Genomic DNA, 21,647 nt, shown 5'->3' on the forward strand with positions numbered 1-21,647 from the left:
GCCTCACCTCGCTAACCGGCAACACAGGTCCGTCTGAGATAGTAGAGCGTATACTTCACGCATCATGGCAATGCCTTTGTCAGTAAATACATTCCATGAACTACCAAAAGAAACCGATGCTCCATTAAGGCTGTAATTGGATAAGATCGTGCTGATCTCGTCAGCGTTTTCATATTCAAAGTCAGCCTGCAGGCATATCACTTCCTGAATGACTTCCTGCTGAAACTCGGTCAAATTGGAAAATCCCCGACCAACAATTCGATTGTAGGTCAGGGAATCAATATGACGGCTGGCTTGTCGGAGTGCTTTTTCCAGATCATCATCAGGAACCATGCTGCCTTTATATGTTTCTTTGTAGTATTCCGGTGTCACATAAGGAACATAAGGCATTTACTCACCACCTTTTGCCCCGAAATCCTTAAACTTCTTTAATATTCCAGATACGGTTGCCGCCTTTCCCAGATCAATGCCCTTTTCAGCCGCAATTTCTTTCAACATGTCAATGACTTCCTGATTATCTGCTTCTTCCACGCTATTTGCTTTTAGTTCTTCCAGTTCCTCTTTCACAGCCATGTAATCCCCGTAAGAGACTGTCTTTCCTCGTCCGTAAGCGATTACGCTCCCGTCATCGTCCTTGATATCAAAGCCGCCATCCTGATAGGCCTTCTGCTGGCTTTCATCAATGGTGTACTCTTTATTTCCTTTTGCTGCTTTCATGCTCCATTCCCTCCTTATACGGTTGCAATATTCATGGAACAGCCTTCTACCTTCTTTTCAAGCAGGAATAAGTCCCCGTAGTTACGATTCTGGTATAAGTATCCATCCGCCGTCCGGCTGTCAGTTCCCGGAGTAAACAGTTTAATATAGCTGTATTTATCTCTGGCTACCACACAGGAAGTATGAATCAGGATCCAGTTAATCTGCTTTGCATCAGAAGCGGGCACGCAACCATCTGTAAAATCATACTTGGTTTTCATTCTGGCAGCCGGTACCATCTTAATTGTGACATCATCAAGGGAATGCACCTTACGGTTAATGGTGGAAGGAGTAGTAACGGTCATCATACGCTGAATGCCTTCTGCTTCTTTCACGATCTTACGCATGGAAGGGGTCACATACAGGATTCTTCCTTCTTCCGGTACTCCGGCTTCGTCCATGATTGCCATTTCTGTGTCAAACGCCTCCAGGAAGTTTGCGGTTGTAATTACAGTTGTGTCAATACGTCCAGAGAGTGAAGTCAGCTCTGCATGGAGCTTAGAGTACCGATAGGAATCCTTTTCTGGGATAGCCTGCTCTGTCTCAAAGGTGTTCTGGATATTGGCTACCGATAAGGTCAGGTTTGTTTCGTCAATATCCATGGGATCTACGAAGAACTCAATATCGCGGTCATGCTCTAATTTCTTAGGTTCCCAGTCATTGGAAAGGGTACCGGAATTGAATCCTGCGCTCCTGGTGTGATCCTTATATCCAGATACGGTCATTCTGGGTAATTTAATTGTCTGTGCGTTTAAAAACTTTACCTGCGGATTGCTCTGCGTCAGTGCATCGGAACAAAGTTCTTTTGCATATTTCTGCTGAAGAAGATCCGTAAAGGTTGTTGCGTAATCATATACTGCCATGTGTTAATTCCTCTCTTTCTTAAAGTCCAAATGCTTTCTTTAAAGCATCATCAGTTGTGGTCTGCTGCTGTCCGGATCCGCCTGCTCCTACCTGAACAAACCCGGAAGCCTGCCCTTGCTGCGGTTTCAATGCTGGCACATCTTCCAACACTTTGTTTAAAGCATTTTTCATTGTTTCGTCATTGATCTTTCCATCTTGATTTAAGACCTGACTCAAGTCAGCCATTTTAAGAACGTACGGTATTGACTTAACATCAAGTCCTAGGCCGATTGCTGCCATAGTCGCTGCATTTTCAACCATTGCTTTCTGAGCTGCCGCCTGAGCCTGTGCAAGCTGTGTCTGCATAGCGCTTACGTCTGGTTGGGAAGCGGCTTTCTGCTGCTTGAATGTTGCAATTGCCTGATTCATTTCTTCCTGACTGAGTCCCTGCTGTTTGAAATAACCTTTCAGGACGCTGTCTTCCGTGGCTGTCTGCTTTCCGGATACCAGCTGAGCGATCTTGTCATAATCAATAGCCGGAGCTGCTGTCTGCTGAGCAGTACTGGTCTGCTGGGTCTGGCCTGCTCCTGTGGCAGCGCTTCCGGATCCTCCTTGACCTCCATCAGCTTCAAACATTGGTGTTAATCTTCCAAATCTCATAGTAAAATCTCCTTTCACAGTTGAATGGTGTCTCCATATCACAGTTTTTCATGTGCTGTCTGCACTGGACAGTTGGTAACAGTGTGTCTCACCGTAGTTTATAGCGCCTTCGGGCATAAAAATAAGACGCATAACCCTGCGCCCCAAAGGGAGATAATCGGATCACCGCCTTTCTATTGCGATATCGCAACTTTTGGATATAAAAATACCACCGGCCATTTTACTGACTGATGGTATTAGATCCTTCCTTGTTTTTTCAACTTTTCTATTTCTTCTTCTGTAAGTTTTCTTGGTTTTAATGGCTCTGTCATTTTTTCTTCCCAGTTTATTCTTTCTTCTTCATTCATTTTGTCCGGATGTGAACTCATGGCAATACCTCCAATTCAATTTTGTTATCTTGATTTAATATTACTCTGTATATACAGTCTTTGTCAAGGAGCAGCTCCCTTTGTTTGGGAAATTCACTGATTTTTTCAATATATGCTCCTGCTGTTCCTTTTGGCGCAAATATAGCAATTTGATACTTCTTTTTTAATGCCCTTCCCGGTATCACTGAAGTACTAACAAATTGTTGCCACGTAAATATATCTCCTGCTTTAAATTCCGTCAAAGGATTAATGTCCATGTTTCTATAGCAAATTACATCTTGTTTAAGTTTATGCTTCTTCAATGCTCTCGATATCACATCTGAGTACTTCATGATTTCATGATTTTTTTCCATATCTCCCCTTAGCATTGCATTAAGCTTTAAATAAAATTTGTTATCATCAGGCTCAAAGGAATTATAGGTATACTTACTTATTGCATGGGATTCCTCATCTGTAAGTAGTCTTATCCACTCGTCATATTCTTCTCTAAGTACCTTTACTACCTCCCGTTGTGGGACAGCCCTAAAATTAGCCAGCGGCTTCTTTGATTCCATATACGCATTACTATCTATATCCCCGGTTTTAAACCTGATATGATTCCACTGTTTAGCTTTTCTTTTATAGTGCTGCTGATTTACTTCATCTAAGGAATATTCCGCAAGCCTGCCATACTTATCCGCCTGTCTCTGATTGTATTGCTGATCCTGCTCCTGCTTATAAGATTTTTCAATTGATTTTAGTTCTTCTCTGGTCCAGGTGTCATCTGCTGTAGAAACGCCCGGGAAGTATGTACTGTGACTATCCTTGCACCTTGGGTGATATAAGCCTCTTGCAATAGCTGTACTCATAAGGGGATACGGGCCATCAGAAGCTTTGCCTCCACTCCACACATTATCAATCAAGACTTTTCCTACAAAGGGGAGGCACTTGGGACAGGGGTTTCCACGCTTACCCACTATAACGGTGCTGATTCCCCATTCCTGACGCTTCTCCCCTTCTCCCTGCAAATATGCCCGCTTACTGGCTGTCCTGATTGCCATGTCTGCATAATCTGACAGAGCATGGCGCGCACCATTCTTATACTCCACGCAGTTGAGTCCACGGGAAAGCATATTCTTTGTAGCCATATCCACTGCTTTTTCATAAGTACCGGCTCCGGAGTTGGCATATACTTGGGCATTAAAAATAGCCTTACGATACTGGTCATTGGCCATTCGTAAGACCGCTGTTTCTGCTTTCTGTATATCGTTACCGGTTGCCTTGATTAGAGCCTCCAGCTTCCGAGTATTCAGTTTAAAGAACTCTGCCTGCATAGCTGCCGAAGCAGGCTTATAGCCTTTAAAGCCATTCTTTATAGCCCGCAGGATCTGCGCCTCCTGCTTCATACCTCCCTGTTGTCTAGCCTGCCAGATAAGTTCTCCGATCTGGGCATTTATGTTTTTAAACTGCTTGCTGTACTTCTTCTGATTTTCCAGCTTATATTTCTCCAGAGCCTTAAGCTGCTCTACCTGCCACATTGACCAGTCGTAGCCTTCCTTAAGTTCCTCCGCTCTATGCCGATTCATATTCTGGATCATGGATGCGATAAGTTCCTGTTCGATAGCTTCAAACGCAGCAGAGATATCATACTCATTCATATGATCACCTGCCGTTTGCTAAAACTTTATATCCCTGTGCCTTAAACTGCCGGGTAAGATCTTTCAGCTGGGTAATGCTTATACAATTATCACACCGGAGCTCTGCATAATCCTTTTTTTCAACGGCGTAAATGCCAAACGGAACCTGCTCACTTGCTACTTTCAGGAGCCCCTGGTACTCCAGCTGGCTCATTTTGTAAAGCTGGTTCATTACCTTCACTTTCAAATATCTTCACCCCTTCCGTATTTAGTCCAGGCTCTTCTGTTTCCATGATACCAAGCTCAGCCTTTAACCGGCTAACCTCTTCGGCTTTCCATTTATCGTCCTTGCTATCCCCCCACATTTCTTCCACCTGCGCATCAATACTCATAACCGGTGATCCTGGCCGGGCTTTTGCAAGTGTCTCCACCTGACTTTCAAAGGACGGATTCGCATACTCTCCGAAAGGTATTTCTACTTTTACTTCTTCCACCGGCTGCTTAAGTAGAATGTGATACGCATTAATACACGCTGTAACAATATCCGGTAGAGTCTCCTGTAATGCTTCCACTACTGCATTTCTGGTGTAAAGGGTCGCCTTTTCTTTCTCCCTCTGAGCTTCGGCGTTATCCAGCTTCTTCACATCAATACCAAGAGTACTGGGAGAAATGATCCCCTGCAGACAGAGATCCAGAGCTGTCACATAACTGGCGATGTAGCTTTCATGGGGTATGGACGGCTGTTCTGTGTTAATCATGTTCTTTCCATCTTCGCCCATGTTATCATCACCGGAAATGAAACGATTATCAAATGGACTGGGTTTCATCAATTCACCTGTTTCTGGATTTCTTGGTATATATGACTCAGGTATAAATGTTCTAGCCCTACCCGCTCGAAGTGCGTCCATCCATTGACTCCAAGCCTCGTCAAAGGCATCGAAGCTGTCCAGTTTTCCATCAAAGATAGAACCTCCACGACCTTCCCACTTTGTACTTTCGTATACCTTCAGTGGGACGGCCAGAATAACTGACTTATCAAATACCCAATCCGAAATATTCTTAGTAGCTTCGATGGTTTCAATATCCACGGGAATTTCTCCACGGTACAGCTCGTTCTTTATGTACCCCTTGCCGTAATGCTCATATAACACATACTGCTGTCTGTGATCCATATAAGGTGTCTTGAATACCACTTCTTTAAGGCGGCCATGTTCTTCTATGACCTCGATCCGCTCCCCTGGATACCATTCCAAAATCGGATACTGACTTAAATCGGTATTGATCGTTACTTTGTAAGCCCCATCACCAATGTACAATACTTCTTTTAGGGACCTTTCCAGAGCCTTTCGGAATTTATTCTCCTTTTCGATCTCTTTCCATATCCCCTCCTGTGCCGGTACCGTAAATTCGAAGTCATTCATATCCGACAAGACTATACTAGAAAGAATGCGAACAATCAGCCCGGGCAGGCCAGTATGGATCTTCCTCATTTCCATTCCAGGTGTACACTTAGAAGCCCAGAATTTATGTTTGTCAGCGTATTCATTCACGCTATGATAGAGCTGTTCCAGTTCGTTACTATCTCCCCTATACCAGATACGGTTACGAATCGCATTTAATTCAAAGTCTATTGTTTCCTGGATCTGAATACTATAGGGACTTGATGGCTGGATCTGAAGCCAGCTGCGAATTCCCCGCTTTATATTGTCACTCAATGCTGTTACCCACCTCATTTCTTGCCTCCTTAATTGCTATTTTCTTCCAATTCTCCTATACTGTACTTACAGGCTCCCGACAGAGCTGAGTACGAAAGAAAGGAGTTTTTTATGCGCAGATATAAATCACCTTATAACGGGAATCAGTATGTACTTAACAAATCCACTGGTGAAATACATGATCTGGATAATGAAACTGATCGCTGCCAAATTGATGAAATAAAGTCAGAACATGTATTAAATTGTGCGAGCTACGAAGATGCTCAATTACGTGCAATTTTTCTAGGCACACCAAATCCAAATGGTTGTTTTTACTGCTTACGTTCTAAGGATAATGGATAACCTCTTTGGGCTATGGATTTCAACGTCTGTAGCCCCTCCTCTGTGATTTCTTCCGATAAAAATTCTTTAATTTCAGCAGATGTTCTTTTCTCTCCCAAAGCATCAATAATTAATTCTGAGAATTTTTCAATATCTGTAATTCCTTTTAATACTTCAAACTTTGTCATTTCTTCTCTTCCTCCTCAAATCCTATTAAATTCCGGTAAGGGATCCAGCCGTACTGGCTGGCATTGATCGTATGATCGTTTCGGTCCTCTGGCTCATCCTTATCCTCTTTCCATGAATACCGATCCAGTTCTCCCATGTGCTCTGCGCAGGTGTCGACAACCAGATAACAGCCCTGTGTGATCCAGCCCAGCATGAAGTTAATACGGTCTATGATCTCAACTTTCTTGTAAGAGTCATGGAAGTTATACAAGCAGCCTTTAAGCCGTTTATACTTTTTAAGCTCCGTTATGGTTGCCTGATCCGCACAGTCTATGAATACATCTTTTGCAAGACCCCACTCCCTCCGGTTTCTTTCCAGAAAGTCCATGAACTTTATTACTGTATCTGATGGAGCCAATGGCACGGAAAGATCAGCGTTACTATACACCTTCTCATCAAGGACGATCACCTTCCGATCCATAGTAATCAACTGATAGATCATTGCAATGGTATCCGGGCTTTTACTGGAATAAGAGGTGTCCAGGGCAGCTGAGAACTTTTTAACCTTTATCTTTCCGGAATCATTCTGTTGCTTTACCCAGGCCTTGCTGACCACATGCTTTTTCCGGTCAAAGTTTGGGAAGATCAGGCCGGTTGCCTTACCTCGTAACCCCTGGATCTTATTCTTCCAGATCTTCGTACCTTTTGGCGTATTCCGAATAATGTTTTCCAGCTTCTCCTTTGACAGACCCAAATTATGGGTAAAAGAAAAGAACCAATGCACCCAGCCGGGCTTTGGTTCCTCGCGTAATTCTTCCAGTATTTCTTTGGGTGTCTCTTCCTCCCAATCAGGAAGCGGACGGGAGCAGTTAATATACTCTTTATAGACCGGTAAGTTCGGATCATCAGGGTTAAGCGTCCCCATTAGGTAATCACACCGCATTGCTGACTCTCTTACAAACTCGATATCAGCTGTGTTGATCTCGTCGATGTATAAGCAGCCGTACTGACCGCCCAGGGCTTTCTGCCACTTCTTCTTGTCGCCGTATCCCAGGACGTATATGACCTTATCTCCTCCTGAAGTATGAAAGAGAATGTGCGGGATCTTATCGTCTTTGGTTCCGTTGCCGTTGTATTCAGTCAGGATCCCGAAGTCGTCTATAATCCCCAGATCCTTATTGATGATGTTCTTCTCAGCGGTACCAGTATCCTTTGCAGCTATGATGTGCAGCTTCTTGGGACTCTCTGCAACCTTAAGCATGAACTTAAAAAGACCGACCGTCGTCTTACCCGCAGCCGTTGTCCCTTCCAGAAATTCCACTGGAGCATCATGTTTAAGAAAGGCTTTGTACTTCTCTGACAGAAGCAGGCATTCATTGCTCATTATCCATCACCGCCACGCATTTGCTTGATCAGATCGTCAAGCTTTGTTTTCTCTGTTTCCAGAGTGCCGGAGACTTCCAGTTTATCCTTAAACATACCCAAATGCCTGCCGATCAGCTCCAGCGCCTTCCCCTTGTCGTTCAGCTTAATCTCAATGCCGTTTGCCCCTTCCTTAATTCCGGCAATGGCTCCAAGCTTATCTCCTGGCATTTCATCTGTGGTCTTAACCTGCACCGCTTTGTAGGTTCCTTTATCTTCAATCGATACGAAATCAGTCACATCCGCAAAGCCGATCTTCGCCAGCTCCTTTAAAACCATGTCCTGGGTGATCTCAGTGCGTTTTTCCCGGTCTTTCATGCGCTTTTTAATATAACTTGCAACGTTAGCATTTGTTAGCATTCGGCTGCTGTTCGCTCTGGCTGTTTCGTCCTTTTTGATCTTCGGATAAGCCACCTTGTAAGCTCTGGTAGCATTAAGATCAATCAGGTATTCATCTGCAAATATTCTCTGCTTGGCTGTTAATGCCATCAGTCTCACCTCACCTTCCAATCTGGCTAATTTTTATAACAAAAAAAGAGACGGGGTTGGCCGCCTCTTTTTTAAGCTGATTTATACTAACACAATCATTTTTCTATTATGGTTTCCAAAAAGAATAATATATATCTTTAACTGTAACTAACATTATTATTAATACGTGAACAAAAAATGCTATATCTATTGCTATAATAAATTTTATCAATATATCTGTAGATAGAAGTATTATAAATTTTTGAAAAAAAACAAATACCAGAAAAAAAATTTCAATTATTAAGGTATAAGTTATTTCGCAAATCAGGACGTGATATAAAGAACAATTTCTTTTATTCCTTTTAAATTCATAGGATTCAGAAATAGTTTTTTTTAAATTTTCAACGTTTACACTACTACTTGTTATTAATATAGATAAGTATGCCATACTAAAACTTATAAATAACGTTAACATTGTTATTATTTGATTTAACAAATCCTGTGTAAAATCATCTAAAGAGAATATTCTACATGTACTAAGTTTTGAATCCATTATCAGAAATAGTACCCCTAGTAAAGAAGGTAAAAGTAAAAAAATCCCAACCTCCAATCTACGTTTATATCTCATAAGATAGAAATCCTTTACTGGATCAAATATCTCTGTTAAATTGTTTAATTGTTTTCTTAATAGTAGCGACATAATGTGCGCATCTCCCTAAATATATCAAATGACTTTACTTCTCCATTTGATTCTTCTAAGACTTCAACGGGGTACTTTTGTTTCATTCTTTCAGTATCAAACACCAAAGGATCTTTTGTTTCACGATCTCCCTCAACAGTAATTCTCTTTATTTTAAGACTTTTATCATTATATTTGTTATAAAAATCTTTGACTGTATTTTGTCGAATACCTTTCCCTCGTCCAGTAGGCTTCAGCACTATATCTACATCACCAGATATATCATTTATTCCAGCAAATGCTTTAGTTTCTGAAACACCTACATCTTCTTGATCCATTGTCAATGTAACAACTTTTATTCGATCAAGCATCTCCAACGACTTTAAAAAATCTTCTGAAACCATATTTTTATGCTTTATTGTGTAATAATACATATCTTTTTTACTTTTATGGTATTTATCGACAAACATGTTTATATAATAAATAATTTTTCCCCAGCCAATACCATCTCTGTTTGATTCGACCAATCCCAATGCATGATTATCTTCTAAAAACTTAAGTGTAACATGGGTTTTTTCAAGATCTCCGTCGGGTCTGTTTTTTAAAGGGCCTCTATTGAAAAATGTTTTAGTATTCATAACACTTCTCACTAGACCATATCGTGCAGATATAAAAACCAATTCTAAAACCTTTTGTGTTTTATCATATGTTACATTATTGATATACATGATTTTTTTTTCCGCTAAAAAATCTTCTTTTTTCCGACTTTTTTTATACTTACACACCTGTTCCATTACATCTGCTAAATCATCTAAAAAATTAGTTGGTACTTTAACCCCTTTTCCTCTACTTGAATTGAATTCCACATCGTATGCGTATATCATTCTTTGCATTTTCATACTCTCCCATTCGACATTTTTCTTTATTATATCACATGTCTTATGGGTAAATATTCCAAAAATTTACAATTGGTTTTGTATATTCAGTATAGAACACTTGTTCGATTGTGTCAACAGGATTTTATAATAAATGGCCCTCAGCTATAACTAAGAGTTAACACCCGGAAAATGTCTTGGGAGAGTTTAAACCGGGTAAATTAGTCACCGGGCTGTTACACCCGGCAACCGTAGGGGGATTACCTAAATGAAGGGATGCAAGGCTTTCTCGTCTGGCTCCTGCATGGTATCATGCTAACATATTTTATTCCAACACGAACCTACATTTCTAAATTTCTCCAAAAAATCTTTTATTCCTCTGCCAGCAGCTATCTTCCGTAAACTTTACCCTCCGCTTTGGAAACATGCGATTCATGGACTGCGCTACCTTCCACCATGGAAGTCCATCTATGTAATACAGCCGAAACATCGTCCTTACCTCACTCTTGGGGATAGACTCAATATATTCCTCTGCCTGCGTCATAAATTCCAGTAACTCCGTCTCTTTAATATCCAGCACTTTCTGAAGTCTTTCGATAGCTGCCTTTTTCCGGTAATGTTCCGGTGCTGGATAACCTGTGATTCTGATACTGCCATAAGTTCCGTCAGATCTGGTCCCTTTCACGGAATCAGAAACGATACCCAGATTTCTGATCTGCTTTTCAAGCTGCTCCTTGCGCCGGCGAATATCTTTGATTTCCTCTCTCATCTCACAATACTGGACCAGTATTTCTTTGTCCAAATTCGGTCACCTCCCTGTTGTCAGTTTCTTCTTAGCTCTATTCTTTTTCTGCTTATACAGCTCTGCATAAGTCATGGTAGCGGTCTTACTCGGATCTGCAACACTTGCCACCTGAACAAGATGAAAAAACTTCCTGACCACAATCATCTTCTCCAATTCAATCTGGACTCCACGGACGAAGTCTTTCCGGTAACTCTTGTAAGTGAACTTGTCCCCGACTTTCACAGACCGCTTAAACTCTGTCAGCTCACGCATTGTAATGCCTGGATCTTTCTGATCTGACTCTGGCTTTTCAGATGTAATCGTTCCCACGATCTTGAATTTATACCGCTTTCCGTAGGTTCTTCCCTCACGGGCGTAATCTCTTATAGCCTGCCGTGGTATAGAAAGCAGTTTCTCCCACTCCTTAGAAGTATGTTCTCCTATCAGATTTCCTTTATCATATACTGCAAATATTATTTCAGGTGTCAACCACACCGCCTCCCTTCTTCGGCTGATAGTAAAGTCCTGTTCTGAATAAATGTCCCTTACTTTCACAATCGCAGGTCGTGCGCTTGCAATCAGACGACCAGTGTTTCCTACAAATAAGGCATATCATTTCGGTTGTTGCAGGCTGCATTCCTTCTGGGTGTTCCGGTTTCGCTCCTGGTCTTTTCCTTAACTTCGGATCCGGACACAGGCTTGTATATGTATAAGCTGGCATCTGTGCACTGAAGCTCAAAACCGGCGGCGCCTTTATAGCTGCATCCGCCTCGGCCTGTATGCGACTGTTTACACTGGCTCTGTCTGCTCTATAGTCTTTTGATGATTTTCTCAATGTATCCCTCCTTTTGGGCAATAAAAAACCAACTACCGAATATTGATAGTTGGTAAGCGATTTATATACCAAAATATTTTTTTGAAATTTGAGGATGTTTATTTAATAATGCCTTTATTTGATTTTTATCCCAAGTTTCTACTTTCTTTGATTTTCTGTATATTCTATCCAAAGTATCTGGTGAAAAAAGTCCTGTATAAAAAATCCCAAACATGTCAGCTTCAAACTCTTTTAAAAGATCATCTATTTCAGAGATATCTTTTCTATTAATCTGTGATTTTGTATGCTTGCACTGAAACAACCAACGCCTTTCTTCTCTTCTAAATATCGTTTCAAATTCCTCTAATGCCTCAATGTCAACACCTCCATCTGGAGCATTTGTATTACCTCTTAGTTTAACATTTTTGAAACCAATGCAAACAAGGATATCACAGCACATCTGCTCAAACTGTGAATATGTTATTTTAGTAAGATCAAATATATCAGTTTTATTATCTTCTGGCATTATATCTTTTAATTTATCCAAACAATATATTAATGCATCTCTTTCCTTTAACAGTTTCACATCTACATTTTCAATAGAATTTAAAACCACCCCCCAAATATCGCCGCATTGCACTATCCAGTTTCCGCTTTCATTTACGTAGTAGTCAATACCATAATATGATTCTGCATCTGTTTCATTAATAAGCGATAAAAACTCATTTAATAACAATTTATCACATAAATACACTTTATCATGGTTCCGACCAACACTATATAACATACCGGTATATACCCCATGCAAGTCCTGGAGTGACAAATCAATTAAATCACCTAATTTTTTTAGTGCCTTTTCACCAATACCGCAGATGATAGATAAATCCGTTTTTACATATATATTATCATCTGCTTCCAATATAAGATTCTGTGAAACCTTCGTAACTTTTTTAGCATCCACCCAACTCTCATCAAGATTATCTGTAAAATTCTCTATGAATAGATTTTTATAAAATTCAAAAGTTGAGTAAATCTCAGGATATTTTTCTCTTATTAAGCTATTATTTATATTATTAAAATCCATGTCCCCATCAATATCCAGAATATTAATTGCTCTAAAAACTAATTCTTCACTGCTGTCTATACCAAAATAGCCAAATTTTATTGTAGAATAATCATCTTTACAACTTGGTGCAATATCAATATCGGCTCTTTTTAAAACGCTATCTATATATGCCATTTTTATAAACCCAACTCCATATTCTGCAGTAGGATGATATACTTCTATGAGCAAGTCAGCATATATATTAAATTTACCATGATCATATTCAATTACAATATCCATACCTTCATCATATGATTTGAAAATTCTAATTGTATCTTCTGACTCTATTTCATACTCACAATATATTTCCTTGATTTTATTAGCTAATTCTTCAAATTTCACAAAATCTCTCCTTTATATTGGTATGAATATATAGTATACTGTTTATTTCCAACTATCAATATTTAATTTTCAATGTGCTATATTCATTAGCAACAAAATTATATATTTGGTCCTGCCCATTGTTCTGCCATAGCCTTGGCTATTCCTGGGAATGTTTTCGCTCTATTTTTAGCACGATCCATTCCACCCTTAACTTGCATTTCCCAACATGTATTTCTTGTTTTTCCGCTTCTTTGCATAAATGATTCATATTCTGGTTTTCCCACATCATCTGTTGGCTCCAAAAGCGGAACACCTTTTAACCATAAACATGTTTTTTTGGTAAACGGATGCCCAAATTCATATGGTTGTATTGTTTGCGTATATGCTGGCATCTCGAACACCGAACTTGCAACCGGATTTTCAATAGCTATTTTTTCGCAATCGGCATTGTAAAATTCCATAAAAAACGTTTTGCCATCAATCCCTTTTTGGTAACGTTCTTGATTTAGTTCACCGCCTGCATATAACCATCTCGCACCTGCATTTGTAAGGTAAGTGCATGGTGGAAAAGCTATAATCATATCCCATTTACCATGTATTTCATGAATTATGTAATCGCTTGTAAAAAATTCACAATTACCGCTTAACAAAGGTATAACGTTTTGCCTTATATGCCATTCCGGGTGTCTGCCTGAGCACGGCTCAATGTCGCAGCTATAGGCTTCATGCCCCAACTTCCTTAACTCTATTGTTACTGCTTGGCTTTCCTCGCAGGCTACTAATATTTTCATCTTTTTGAAAGGAGCCAGGATATCCTGTCACGGTGGCCACCGCTCCAGCCTCCTTTCAGTTGTTAATAACTATTCTTTATGCTATAATTCACTCATCATTTGTTTAGGCGGACAGGTGTCCGGGTGAGAGGAAAATGGTTGGCAGTCATAATACTTGTAATTAAAATCTTTGCAACCATTATTGATGTTTCGGAAGCAACGGAGGCATATATGACTAATACCCAACTTACATTTACACAAAACGAAACTACCCAGGTCGGCACTACTGCCGGCCACCCCTCTCCTTAAGCAAATGATACTCGTTTCTCTATCAAATACTCTCACATACTTCCAGCACTTCCATTCTCACCCCTCCGCATTCTCTGCCCAAGTTCTGCTATCATTTCAGCCACCACCTGCTCCATGAAAGGATACTTTTTCATGAGCACTACTGCCCAGGTATTCATCCGCTCCCATTCGTCTGATTGCTTCGGGAGAACCTTTCCACGATAATTGAGCCAGAACTTGTTATAAACCTCCTCAAAGCCTTTCTGTACGTCCTGATCTGTCATAAGCTTTCCACCTTCACATAAATCCCAGGAAGATCCGACCAGAACTTTTCCGTTATCTCGGACGCCACCTGCGCATCATCTTTCCAGAAGTGCAGCTCCGTCATAACGTCCTTAAGGAGCTTGACCAGATTGTCAGTATCGGGCTTGCTGGTCTTATACTCCCCGTTACTGTGTTTTCCCGAAACGGGGAAGCACCACTTTGTTATTAACCGCACCGGACCAATATACCTCTCTTTCGGTACGTGTTGCCCTAAGTGAGCCAACAGCTTCGCCCTGGCTGCCTTTAATTCTTCAGGTTCGTAAAAGACCGGCTTACCATTCACCACATGCACTTGCTTTTCCTGATGGGTTACGGTAGGGACCTTTTTCATTGGCATAAAGAATTCAGATACCATTCGATTCACCTCTCTAAATATTTAACGTGTAAAATTTTTCTTGCTTTTGAAATTCGCCCTGTCATGGGAAGGGGAAGGGAGGGGACGGGTGTCAACTTAGACCCGTCCTTTCCTACCCCATGACCACGTGCAACGGGGAAAAAATATATATTTATATATGTGTCTTCCCCGCACTAAGGGGATTCCTGATTTTAAGACTTCCCCGCACTCATACCACTTTGACGGGGAGGACTGTTTTCAAGTGTTCCCCGTAAATTACCGCCTGACGGGGATTCCTTATCATTCAGGCTTTCCCGTTCCTTGCTTATCATCATTTTTCAGAATAAAACCATCTTCAATTATGTAACCACCATGCTCTTTTACCCGATCCCGGATCGTTCTATCCGATACACCCAGGTACTCCGCTACATCATTTACAGTCGGTTTCTCTCCAAAATTGCTGCCCTCGATTGCCTCTTCCAGGGCTGTCTTACGGTCCATTTTTCGGCTCTTGGCATTCTTTTTATTCTTTGCACTGCCCCTTTGCCACGGCGCCTGCTCCGCTTCTGGCTGAATATCTCCCAGTACTCCGGACTGATCCACCACATGAATCGGATAATTAAACCATAGATTTTGCGGTTCAAACTTAGAAAACTCTCGCAAGGTTCCTTCAATTCTCCATGCCGTCATTGCTTTTACTTTTGCTTTGGCAGATTCGATATTACGCTCCAAGGCTATCATCTGCCACTTATCCAGTTTCTCTTTGCAGTAATTAAGTATCTGGAAGCTACTGCATAAATCGTCCTGAGAGAGATCATCTTCCCATTTAAAGTGCGCATCAAGGTACTGTATGCAGGCATCACACACCGCTTTATTTTCCTGCTGTTTCATCAGTTCTTCGGTTGTTTCAAGTTCTATTAAATCAATGAGTGCATCCGGATCCCTGGCAAATACTCCGGATCCACTGGCCCGGTCCATGGACTTCTTTCCACCCTGGCTTCCCTTGCTGTGATGGTGGCAATAGATCACCGCCACGCCCAGCTCCGTACACACCTTATCAAACTGATTACAGAAATTAGACATCTGGTCTGCGCTGTTTTCATCACCGGTAATGACCTTATAGATCGGATCAATGACAATGGCTATGTAATTCTTTTTCGCCGCCCTGCGGATCAGCATGGGCGCCAGTTTATCCATAGGACGAGACTTTCCTCTTAAGTTCCAGATATCTATGTTTTTTAGATTGTTTGGCTGCCACCCAAGAGCCTGATACACATCCTTAAAACGGTGGAGGCAGCTGGCGCGGTCAAGCTCTAAGTTTACATACATGATTTTTCCTTGCGTACAATCCCAGTTAAGCCACTTTTTTCCCTCAGCTATGGCGATACACATTTCTATCTGAAGAAAGGACTTACCTGCCTTTGACGGTCCTGCAATCAGCATCTTATGCCCCTGACGTAGCATTCCATCAATCAGGGTGGGTGCCAGCTCCGGAAGATTGTTCCATACATCGTCCAAGCTTTCCGGATCCGGCAGATCGTCATTGATAGACTCGATCCATTCCTTCCACTCTGCCCAGCTTTCTTTTCCTATGTTGGTATCAACAATAAATTGTTTCTGACCGCCACGCATAACGCCGGGCATTCTGGACAGTCTGGACGGGTTGCGGTTCTGCTGATCTATGGCAAGCCCGTTCTTTTTGCAGATATCGTATAGATAATCCACGCGCTTTCGATACTCACCGTAATCTGCAGCGTCGACCCTTACAATAGCATGGAGACTCTTTCCGCCGCTGTGTACAAGACAGGCAACCGGTAATTCGAGTTCCCGGATAATGGCGTGCTGCTTCTCAATCTCCATAGAGTCTGATTCCACCAGGGCGTATTTAAAATCAGTGACATTTTCATTCTTAGCGCCTTTTCCGTCCATCGGGTTAAAGCGAATCCAGGCACCACCCTCCGGATCATAGTCACCTAATACGCTGCCAATATCTCCATTACACTGTGTTAGAAGCTCAATTAACTGCCCTGCTGTCCTGCCGTAAGCTCCTTTATCTGCAGGAAGGTATTTCTCAACCTTCTTCCAGCTCTTTACTACATAACCGACATTTTCCCCAGCCTCAAACAGGGTTTCTAAATACTTGATAAGTTCCCCGGCTGGATCCCACTGCCTAGGCTCAATGACTTCCCTTTCCTCTACCCAGTTTTTATCAACAACAACTCCTTCTGCTGAAACGGTATCGTTCCAGTCAAGTGCTTTGCCGGGATCATAAGTTGGGGTCCACCCCTGATCCCTGGCATATTGGACAATGGTCCCACCTGTCACCGGAGTACCGGCCCCGTGGAAGCCCCGCCATTTCTTTTCACACTCCCCTGCGTGATACCGCTGGTCGTTCATGCTCCATCGGTCCCACACATCAACGGAATACCCTTCATGCTGCAGAGCCATGCCGACATTAATCCAGTCCTGGTAATTAAGCTCTGATGGGTCTATATGATTTAGGACCTCCATGAGGTCGTATGTACTATCCATGTTTCAAGTCTCCTTATTCCGGTATATACTCACGCGGATTTACGCCCGAAGGTGCACCCCGCCAGCCTGCCGCTGCAATGCGGTCAATCATGTTTTTAGCTGAGTCAAAGTTCCATGTTCCCACATGCTGAAAGCCATACTTTTCTAAGCAGCGGATCTGCTTTGGTGTAGCCAGATTAGCTTTTATTCTCTGATGAAGACTGTTCAAAAGCATATCAGCCTTACCAGTGGTTTCAATCTCACTGGGATCGATCTGCAGCTTTTCCAGTTCTTTCTTCTGTTTATCAGTAGGTGGGGACATTTCCCAACCAAAGGAAGGAACGTATCCGGATAAATCCTCCGCCTGAATACTCATTTCAAACTGCAAAGGATCCACCAGTGCTTTCTTACGCTTCTTCATTTCTTCCAGCTTCTTTGCAAGGGCTTCTTCCCTCTGTGCAACAACATCTTCTGCCGCTTGTTTTTCTGCTACTTCGATATCAACGGGGCAGCCTGCCTGCTCGATGTTCACCGTCATTTTCCGGGCTACTTCCTCATCCTGGCAGATCAGACTGGCAGGGTGGCAAAGCTCGTGTCGCTCGGTATGCCATAAGAAATCCAGTAAGAGTAAGTGGTCTTTTCCGGGGAACAAGCGCGTTCCACGTCCTACCATCTGGCTGTAAAGGCTACGCACCTTTGTGGGACGAAGCACCACAATACAGTCAACACTGGGGCAGTCCCATCCTTCCGTAAGCAACATAGAATTACACAGAACGTTATAATCTCCCCGCTCATAGGCTGCCAACACTTCTGCGCGGTCTTTACTGTCTCCGTTTACCTCTGCAGCCTTAAATCCTTTGCTATTTAGAATGTCTCGGAATTTCTGGCTTGTTTTGACAAGAGGAAGGAACACGACCGTTTTCCGATCCTTGCAGTGCTTTTCCATTTCATCGGCAATCTGATACAGATATGGATCCAGAGCGGTTGCGATATCTCCGGATTTAAAGTCTCCAGACTGCATTCCCACTGCTGATAAATCCAGCTTAAGGGGAAGGGTCAGGGCTTTGATCGGGGAAAGATAGCCGGCTTTAATTGCCTTTGGAAGTGTATACTCATAAGCCAGACTGTCAAAGCATTCCCCCAGGTTTCGCATATCACCACGATCCGGTGTCGCTGTTACGCCTAAAATATTGGCTTCTTTAAAATAATCTAAGATCTTTTGATAACTGTCAGATAGGCAGTGATGTGCTTCATCAATGATAATGGTGTCAAAGTAATCTACCGGGAACTGCTTTAATCGCTTTTCTCTTGTAAGGCTCTGAACAGATCCGACTACAACACGGAACCAGCTCCCCAGGCAGGTTTCTTCCGCCTTTTCCGTAGCGCACCCAAGCCCCGTGGCTTTCCCGATCTTATCGGCAGCCTGATCCAAGAGCTCCCCACGGTGCGCCATAATAAGCACCCTGTTTCCCCTACGTACACAATCCTCTGTTACTTTTGCAAATACAATCGTCTTACCACACCCCGTAGGGAGGACCAGGAGCGTACGCTTGACGCCCTTGTCCCATTCTTCAAAGATTGCAGCCTTTGCCTCTGACTGATATGGTCTAAGTTCCATAATTAAAACTTCCCTGCCTCAAATTTTTTCGGTTCATACGGAAGATACTTCTTCACATGATTAAACTTCTTATTTGGATCATCTCTTCCAGGCGTTACCTCGATTGTAGCTTTTCCCTTTGCTCCCGGGACTGCCGGCCAGTTCATTCTGACTTTGCCCTCAATTTCTTTTTCACCGATACATAGGAAGAACTGTGCAATTTTCCACTGCATCTTATCATAAAGAAGTAAGTTCTCTGTAAGGAGAGTGGTTCCCTCCTGGGTGTCGATTCTCAGCTTTAAGATTGCTTTGTTACACTCCGGAGATTTGTCACCGCCTGGGTGTCTGGCCCGTTCGAATGATTCCACTGTAAACTCATAATCTCCAGGAGGAAGGAGGACAAAGTCCCCGCCTCCTTCGCCTTTTTCTACTTCATCGTCCCATCCTAATTCTTTTGCTTCGTAATCTGCCATCTACTATATCCTCCTCTAATTAAATACCAAGCTGTCGGTCTTTTTCATTTCTTTAATTTCTGCATATACTTGATCCCATGCGGCCACCAAAACTCCGTCAGTAAAACCCGGATTAACCTCTTCATACTTCCAAACTGGAATATCTGCTGTGAGGTATCCTTTTGCAGCAACTGCATTCTGGATATCCCACTCATCCACCCCATTACGAATCATTAGATCGCGAAGGGCTTTCGGAATCCGTTCATCTACCTTCACTTCTGGTGGGTTCATAGGCTCTGACTTTGTATCCACCGGTGGAGCTGCTTTCTCTTCTTTTGGAGACTCTTCTCGGCTCTGATTGATACTCCCAGAGTCCTCCTGCTTCGGCTGAGTAACCGGTGGAGTGGTCTTCTTTTCTTCCGAAATGGGATTTCCCACAACGGAACTTTCTATGATGTGGCGAATCGAATCGTATTCAAATGGTACTTCGTCAGGAAGCCCATAGCGGTTTTTAGCATCCCAGCAGGAGTGATGGGTTGTGTACATAACTCGTCTGCCGCCCTGAGCTTTGTTCTTGCCCTTCTGAGCACCCTGACCGTCAACGTTAACAACCATCGTCTTATAGTTGCAGAACAGGACCATATCCGCCCATTCCTTCACCATAGGCGCTACACCTTTACTTAGCTTCATTTCCCACCGATCATAAGCTCCCATTTCATCCGGTTGTTCAAACTTCCGCATTTTTGCATGAGCTGTTAATACCACATTGATTCCGACTTTCGTCACATCGGTAAGAAGATTTAGAAGCTTTCCGAATTCCTCCTGAATATATGTATAACCTTTTCCATAGCCAAAATCTTCAATGCTGCTTTTCTGATTCTTCGTGCAAACACTGGTAGTGCAAAGCGTTTCCGCCCAGTCTGCCGTGTCGACGATTAAAGTTTTGCAGACATTGGGTGTCTTGATCACATCTGAAACCTGATTCAGAATCATGGTCCAGCTGCTAGGCTCCGGAAGCCTTGCTACATCCATATCCTTGGTACTTCCCTCAGTATCAATAAATACTGGGTCCGGGAACCGTGCTGCAAAAGTTGACTTTCCAATTCCCTCGGGACCGTACACAACGGTCTTCTTCGCCCCTGGCAGCTTTCCTTTAATAATTTGCATTAAAATACTCCTTCCTTCCATCCTGTCTTCTTATCTTCCATGAGTGGGTGCTCCTGACCCGCCACGTATCCATCTTCAATTACAATACTGCACTCTTCTCCGGTGCTTACCCTGGTTGCAATGGCCTGCAGTCCTTCTGCTTCTAGCCATTCACCAAACTCCTTAAGGACTTCTAAATCCATCTGCTCTAACTTGTCCAGGAGAACAAAACCACACTCCGGATTTAACTTCCGGACAATGGCGGTGGATACCTTAAGCCGATCGGAGCCTGACATGTTGTCCCACTGCTGACCTTTATAAACCAGCTCTCCTTCTTTAATAGAAAGTTCCGGAAGTGGAAGTTCAGCAGATTTAAGAAGCTCATTTTTAGCATCACGGGTTTCATCAAGCTGTTTCGAAAGCTGGTCATACTGCCTGCGGTATTCCCTGGCATCGTCTTCTGCTTTCTCTTTGTCAAGGTTCGCTCGCACCTTCCGATTAATCTCCTCAATATCAGAAATGCTGCGCTCCAGTTCTGCGGTGGACTGATCCTCCAGATCCTTCGCATTCATTCTGGCAATGGAAAGATCTGCCCGGACCGCCTCTTGTTTTTTTAGAAGTTCCTGGATCTGCTCCATGAGTCGCTGGTCTTCCTGTTCTAACTGGTGGAGTCGCTCACGCTTTCTTTGGTTCTCACCATTCTGTGCCAGGATATCCTGTTGCTTTTTAATGAGGTCAGAGGCAGATACTAATTCCACCGGAGCGTCATTATAAGCCGGTTGTTCCTTTGCATACTTTTCTTTTTGATCTGTAATACGCCCAATAGTAAGCCGCTCATTATATTTCTCCTGTTCTTCCCGTTCCAAAGTCAGGAGCTTGTCCCCTACGCCAATAATTTTAAGTAGGATCTGAGCCTTCTCTTTTGATGTTGATTCCATGAACTTCGGAAGGTTTAACGCGAACTGCTCCACAAAATCATTAAGAAGCTGCTGTCCGCCCTTCTCTCCGTTCGGATCCGTTACCTTCAGGGCGCTGTTCTTGCCTTTCCGTTCAACCACAAGACCGTTGCTCATGGTGATCTTAAGATTTGGCGGAATCACTGACTGGTCACGCTGGGCCTGTGAGGGGCGGAACTTGTCCCCACCAAGCACCCAGGCGATAGAATCCAGTACTGAGGTTTTTCCCTGGTTGTTTCTGCCTCCGATAATGGTCAGACCGTTTGCTGACGGTTCGATCTTTACGGCCTTAATTCTCTTTACATTCTCAATCTCCAATTGATTGATTTTCATAGACATTGTTGCAATCCT

The 21,647-nt window shown here is 42.7% G+C and carries 25 protein-coding genes; 1 reads left to right on the forward strand and 24 read right to left on the reverse strand.

Annotation, left to right across the window (positions count from 1 at the left end):
• Positions 1-3: 3 nt before the first annotated feature.
• From ACOAOT_RS14190 to ACOAOT_RS14270, 17 genes are all read right to left on the reverse strand, one after another.
• The gene (locus tag ACOAOT_RS14190) at positions 4-390 is read right to left on the reverse strand and encodes a head-tail connector protein (RefSeq protein WP_420217590.1); all 387 of its coding nucleotides are present in this window, start codon (positions 388-390) and stop codon (positions 4-6) included.
• Positions 391-717, reverse strand: a complete 327-nt coding sequence (locus tag ACOAOT_RS14195) for a hypothetical protein (protein WP_420217591.1) — start codon at positions 715-717, stop codon at positions 391-393. It abuts the gene before it with no gap.
• Positions 718-731: 14 nt separating this feature from the next.
• A complete protein-coding gene (locus tag ACOAOT_RS14200; protein WP_420217592.1) occupies positions 732-1,619 on the reverse strand; it encodes a capsid protein in 888 nt (295 codons plus the stop codon).
• Between the two features lie 19 nt (positions 1,620-1,638).
• Positions 1,639-2,259 (reverse strand): hypothetical protein, encoded by a 621-nt coding sequence (locus tag ACOAOT_RS14205; protein WP_420217593.1) that lies wholly within the window; start codon positions 2,257-2,259, stop codon positions 1,639-1,641.
• Positions 2,260-2,495: 236 nt separating this feature from the next.
• A complete protein-coding gene (locus tag ACOAOT_RS14210) occupies positions 2,496-2,627 on the reverse strand; it encodes a hypothetical protein (protein WP_420217594.1) in 132 nt (43 codons plus the stop codon).
• The gene (locus ACOAOT_RS14215; RefSeq protein WP_420217595.1) at positions 2,624-4,264 is read right to left on the reverse strand and encodes a phage minor capsid protein; all 1,641 of its coding nucleotides are present in this window, start codon (positions 4,262-4,264) and stop codon (positions 2,624-2,626) included. Before ACOAOT_RS14215 ends, ACOAOT_RS14210 begins: the two co-directional genes overlap by 4 nt.
• Positions 4,265-4,268: 4 nt before the next feature.
• Positions 4,269-4,484 carry a hypothetical protein gene (locus ACOAOT_RS14220; protein WP_420219428.1) on the reverse strand — a complete coding sequence of 72 codons (216 nt, stop codon included), beginning with the start codon at positions 4,482-4,484 and terminating at the stop codon, positions 4,269-4,271.
• Complete coding sequence (locus ACOAOT_RS14225; RefSeq protein WP_420217596.1) at positions 4,414-5,976, reverse strand: capsid protein; 1,563 nt, start codon at positions 5,974-5,976, stop codon at positions 4,414-4,416. Before ACOAOT_RS14225 ends, ACOAOT_RS14220 begins: the two co-directional genes overlap by 71 nt.
• A gap of 293 nt (positions 5,977-6,269) precedes the next feature.
• Positions 6,270-6,467, reverse strand: a complete 198-nt coding sequence (locus ACOAOT_RS14230) for a hypothetical protein (protein WP_420217597.1) — start codon at positions 6,465-6,467, stop codon at positions 6,270-6,272.
• Positions 6,464-7,831 (reverse strand): terminase, encoded by a 1,368-nt coding sequence (locus ACOAOT_RS14235; RefSeq protein WP_420217598.1) that lies wholly within the window; start codon positions 7,829-7,831, stop codon positions 6,464-6,466. The genes ACOAOT_RS14230 and ACOAOT_RS14235 overlap by 4 nt, the downstream gene beginning before the upstream one ends.
• Positions 7,831-8,358, reverse strand: coding sequence for a terminase small subunit (locus ACOAOT_RS14240; RefSeq protein ID WP_420217599.1), 528 nt, complete (start codon positions 8,356-8,358; stop codon positions 7,831-7,833). Before ACOAOT_RS14240 ends, ACOAOT_RS14235 begins: the two co-directional genes overlap by 1 nt.
• 663 nt (positions 8,359-9,021) lie before the next feature.
• A complete protein-coding gene (locus ACOAOT_RS14245) occupies positions 9,022-9,909 on the reverse strand; it encodes a hypothetical protein (RefSeq protein ID WP_420217600.1) in 888 nt (295 codons plus the stop codon).
• 331 nt (positions 9,910-10,240) lie between these two features.
• Positions 10,241-10,693, reverse strand: coding sequence for a hypothetical protein (locus tag ACOAOT_RS14250; RefSeq protein ID WP_420217601.1), 453 nt, complete (start codon positions 10,691-10,693; stop codon positions 10,241-10,243).
• 6 nt (positions 10,694-10,699) lie between these two features.
• On the reverse strand, positions 10,700-11,164 hold the full coding sequence (locus tag ACOAOT_RS14255) for a hypothetical protein (RefSeq protein WP_420217602.1): 465 nt from the start codon (positions 11,162-11,164) through the stop codon (positions 10,700-10,702).
• Entirely contained in the window at positions 11,154-11,510 is a 357-nt protein-coding gene (locus tag ACOAOT_RS14260; RefSeq protein ID WP_420217603.1) for a hypothetical protein, read from the reverse strand. The genes ACOAOT_RS14255 and ACOAOT_RS14260 overlap by 11 nt, the downstream gene beginning before the upstream one ends.
• 61 nt (positions 11,511-11,571) lie before the next feature.
• A complete protein-coding gene (locus ACOAOT_RS14265) occupies positions 11,572-12,936 on the reverse strand; it encodes a restriction endonuclease (RefSeq protein WP_420217604.1) in 1,365 nt (454 codons plus the stop codon).
• A 98-nt stretch (positions 12,937-13,034) separates the two neighbouring features.
• Positions 13,035-13,709, reverse strand: a complete 675-nt coding sequence (locus tag ACOAOT_RS14270; RefSeq protein WP_420217605.1) for a DNA cytosine methyltransferase — start codon at positions 13,707-13,709, stop codon at positions 13,035-13,037.
• Between the two features lie 138 nt (positions 13,710-13,847).
• Here ACOAOT_RS14270 and ACOAOT_RS14275 point away from each other — a divergent pair, with 138 nt between their 5' ends.
• The gene (locus ACOAOT_RS14275; RefSeq protein WP_420217606.1) at positions 13,848-13,997 is read left to right on the forward strand and encodes a hypothetical protein; all 150 of its coding nucleotides are present in this window, start codon (positions 13,848-13,850) and stop codon (positions 13,995-13,997) included.
• 32 nt (positions 13,998-14,029) lie between these two features.
• Here ACOAOT_RS14275 and ACOAOT_RS14280 read toward each other — a convergent pair whose 3' ends face one another.
• From ACOAOT_RS14280 to ACOAOT_RS14310, 7 genes are all read right to left on the reverse strand, one after another.
• Positions 14,030-14,260, reverse strand: coding sequence for a hypothetical protein (locus tag ACOAOT_RS14280; protein WP_420217607.1), 231 nt, complete (start codon positions 14,258-14,260; stop codon positions 14,030-14,032).
• Positions 14,257-14,655, reverse strand: coding sequence for a RusA family crossover junction endodeoxyribonuclease (locus tag ACOAOT_RS14285; protein ID WP_420217608.1), 399 nt, complete (start codon positions 14,653-14,655; stop codon positions 14,257-14,259). The genes ACOAOT_RS14280 and ACOAOT_RS14285 overlap by 4 nt, the downstream gene beginning before the upstream one ends.
• Before the next feature lie 279 nt (positions 14,656-14,934).
• Complete coding sequence (locus ACOAOT_RS14290; protein WP_420217609.1) at positions 14,935-17,166, reverse strand: AAA family ATPase; 2,232 nt, start codon at positions 17,164-17,166, stop codon at positions 14,935-14,937.
• Between the two features lie 13 nt (positions 17,167-17,179).
• The gene (locus ACOAOT_RS14295) at positions 17,180-18,763 is read right to left on the reverse strand and encodes a DEAD/DEAH box helicase (RefSeq protein ID WP_420217610.1); all 1,584 of its coding nucleotides are present in this window, start codon (positions 18,761-18,763) and stop codon (positions 17,180-17,182) included.
• A gap of 2 nt (positions 18,764-18,765) precedes the next feature.
• Positions 18,766-19,215 (reverse strand): hypothetical protein, encoded by a 450-nt coding sequence (locus ACOAOT_RS14300; protein ID WP_349669978.1) that lies wholly within the window; start codon positions 19,213-19,215, stop codon positions 18,766-18,768.
• 15 nt (positions 19,216-19,230) lie between these two features.
• The gene (locus ACOAOT_RS14305; RefSeq protein ID WP_420217611.1) at positions 19,231-20,361 is read right to left on the reverse strand and encodes an ATP-binding protein; all 1,131 of its coding nucleotides are present in this window, start codon (positions 20,359-20,361) and stop codon (positions 19,231-19,233) included.
• Positions 20,361-21,635 (reverse strand): AAA family ATPase, encoded by a 1,275-nt coding sequence (locus tag ACOAOT_RS14310; protein WP_420217612.1) that lies wholly within the window; start codon positions 21,633-21,635, stop codon positions 20,361-20,363. The genes ACOAOT_RS14305 and ACOAOT_RS14310 overlap by 1 nt, the downstream gene beginning before the upstream one ends.
• Positions 21,636-21,647: the final 12 nt, after the last annotated feature.

The organism is Lacrimispora struthionigena, assembly GCF_048627165.1.
In the GTDB taxonomy this organism is placed as follows: domain Bacteria; phylum Bacillota; class Clostridia; order Lachnospirales; family Lachnospiraceae; genus Lacrimispora.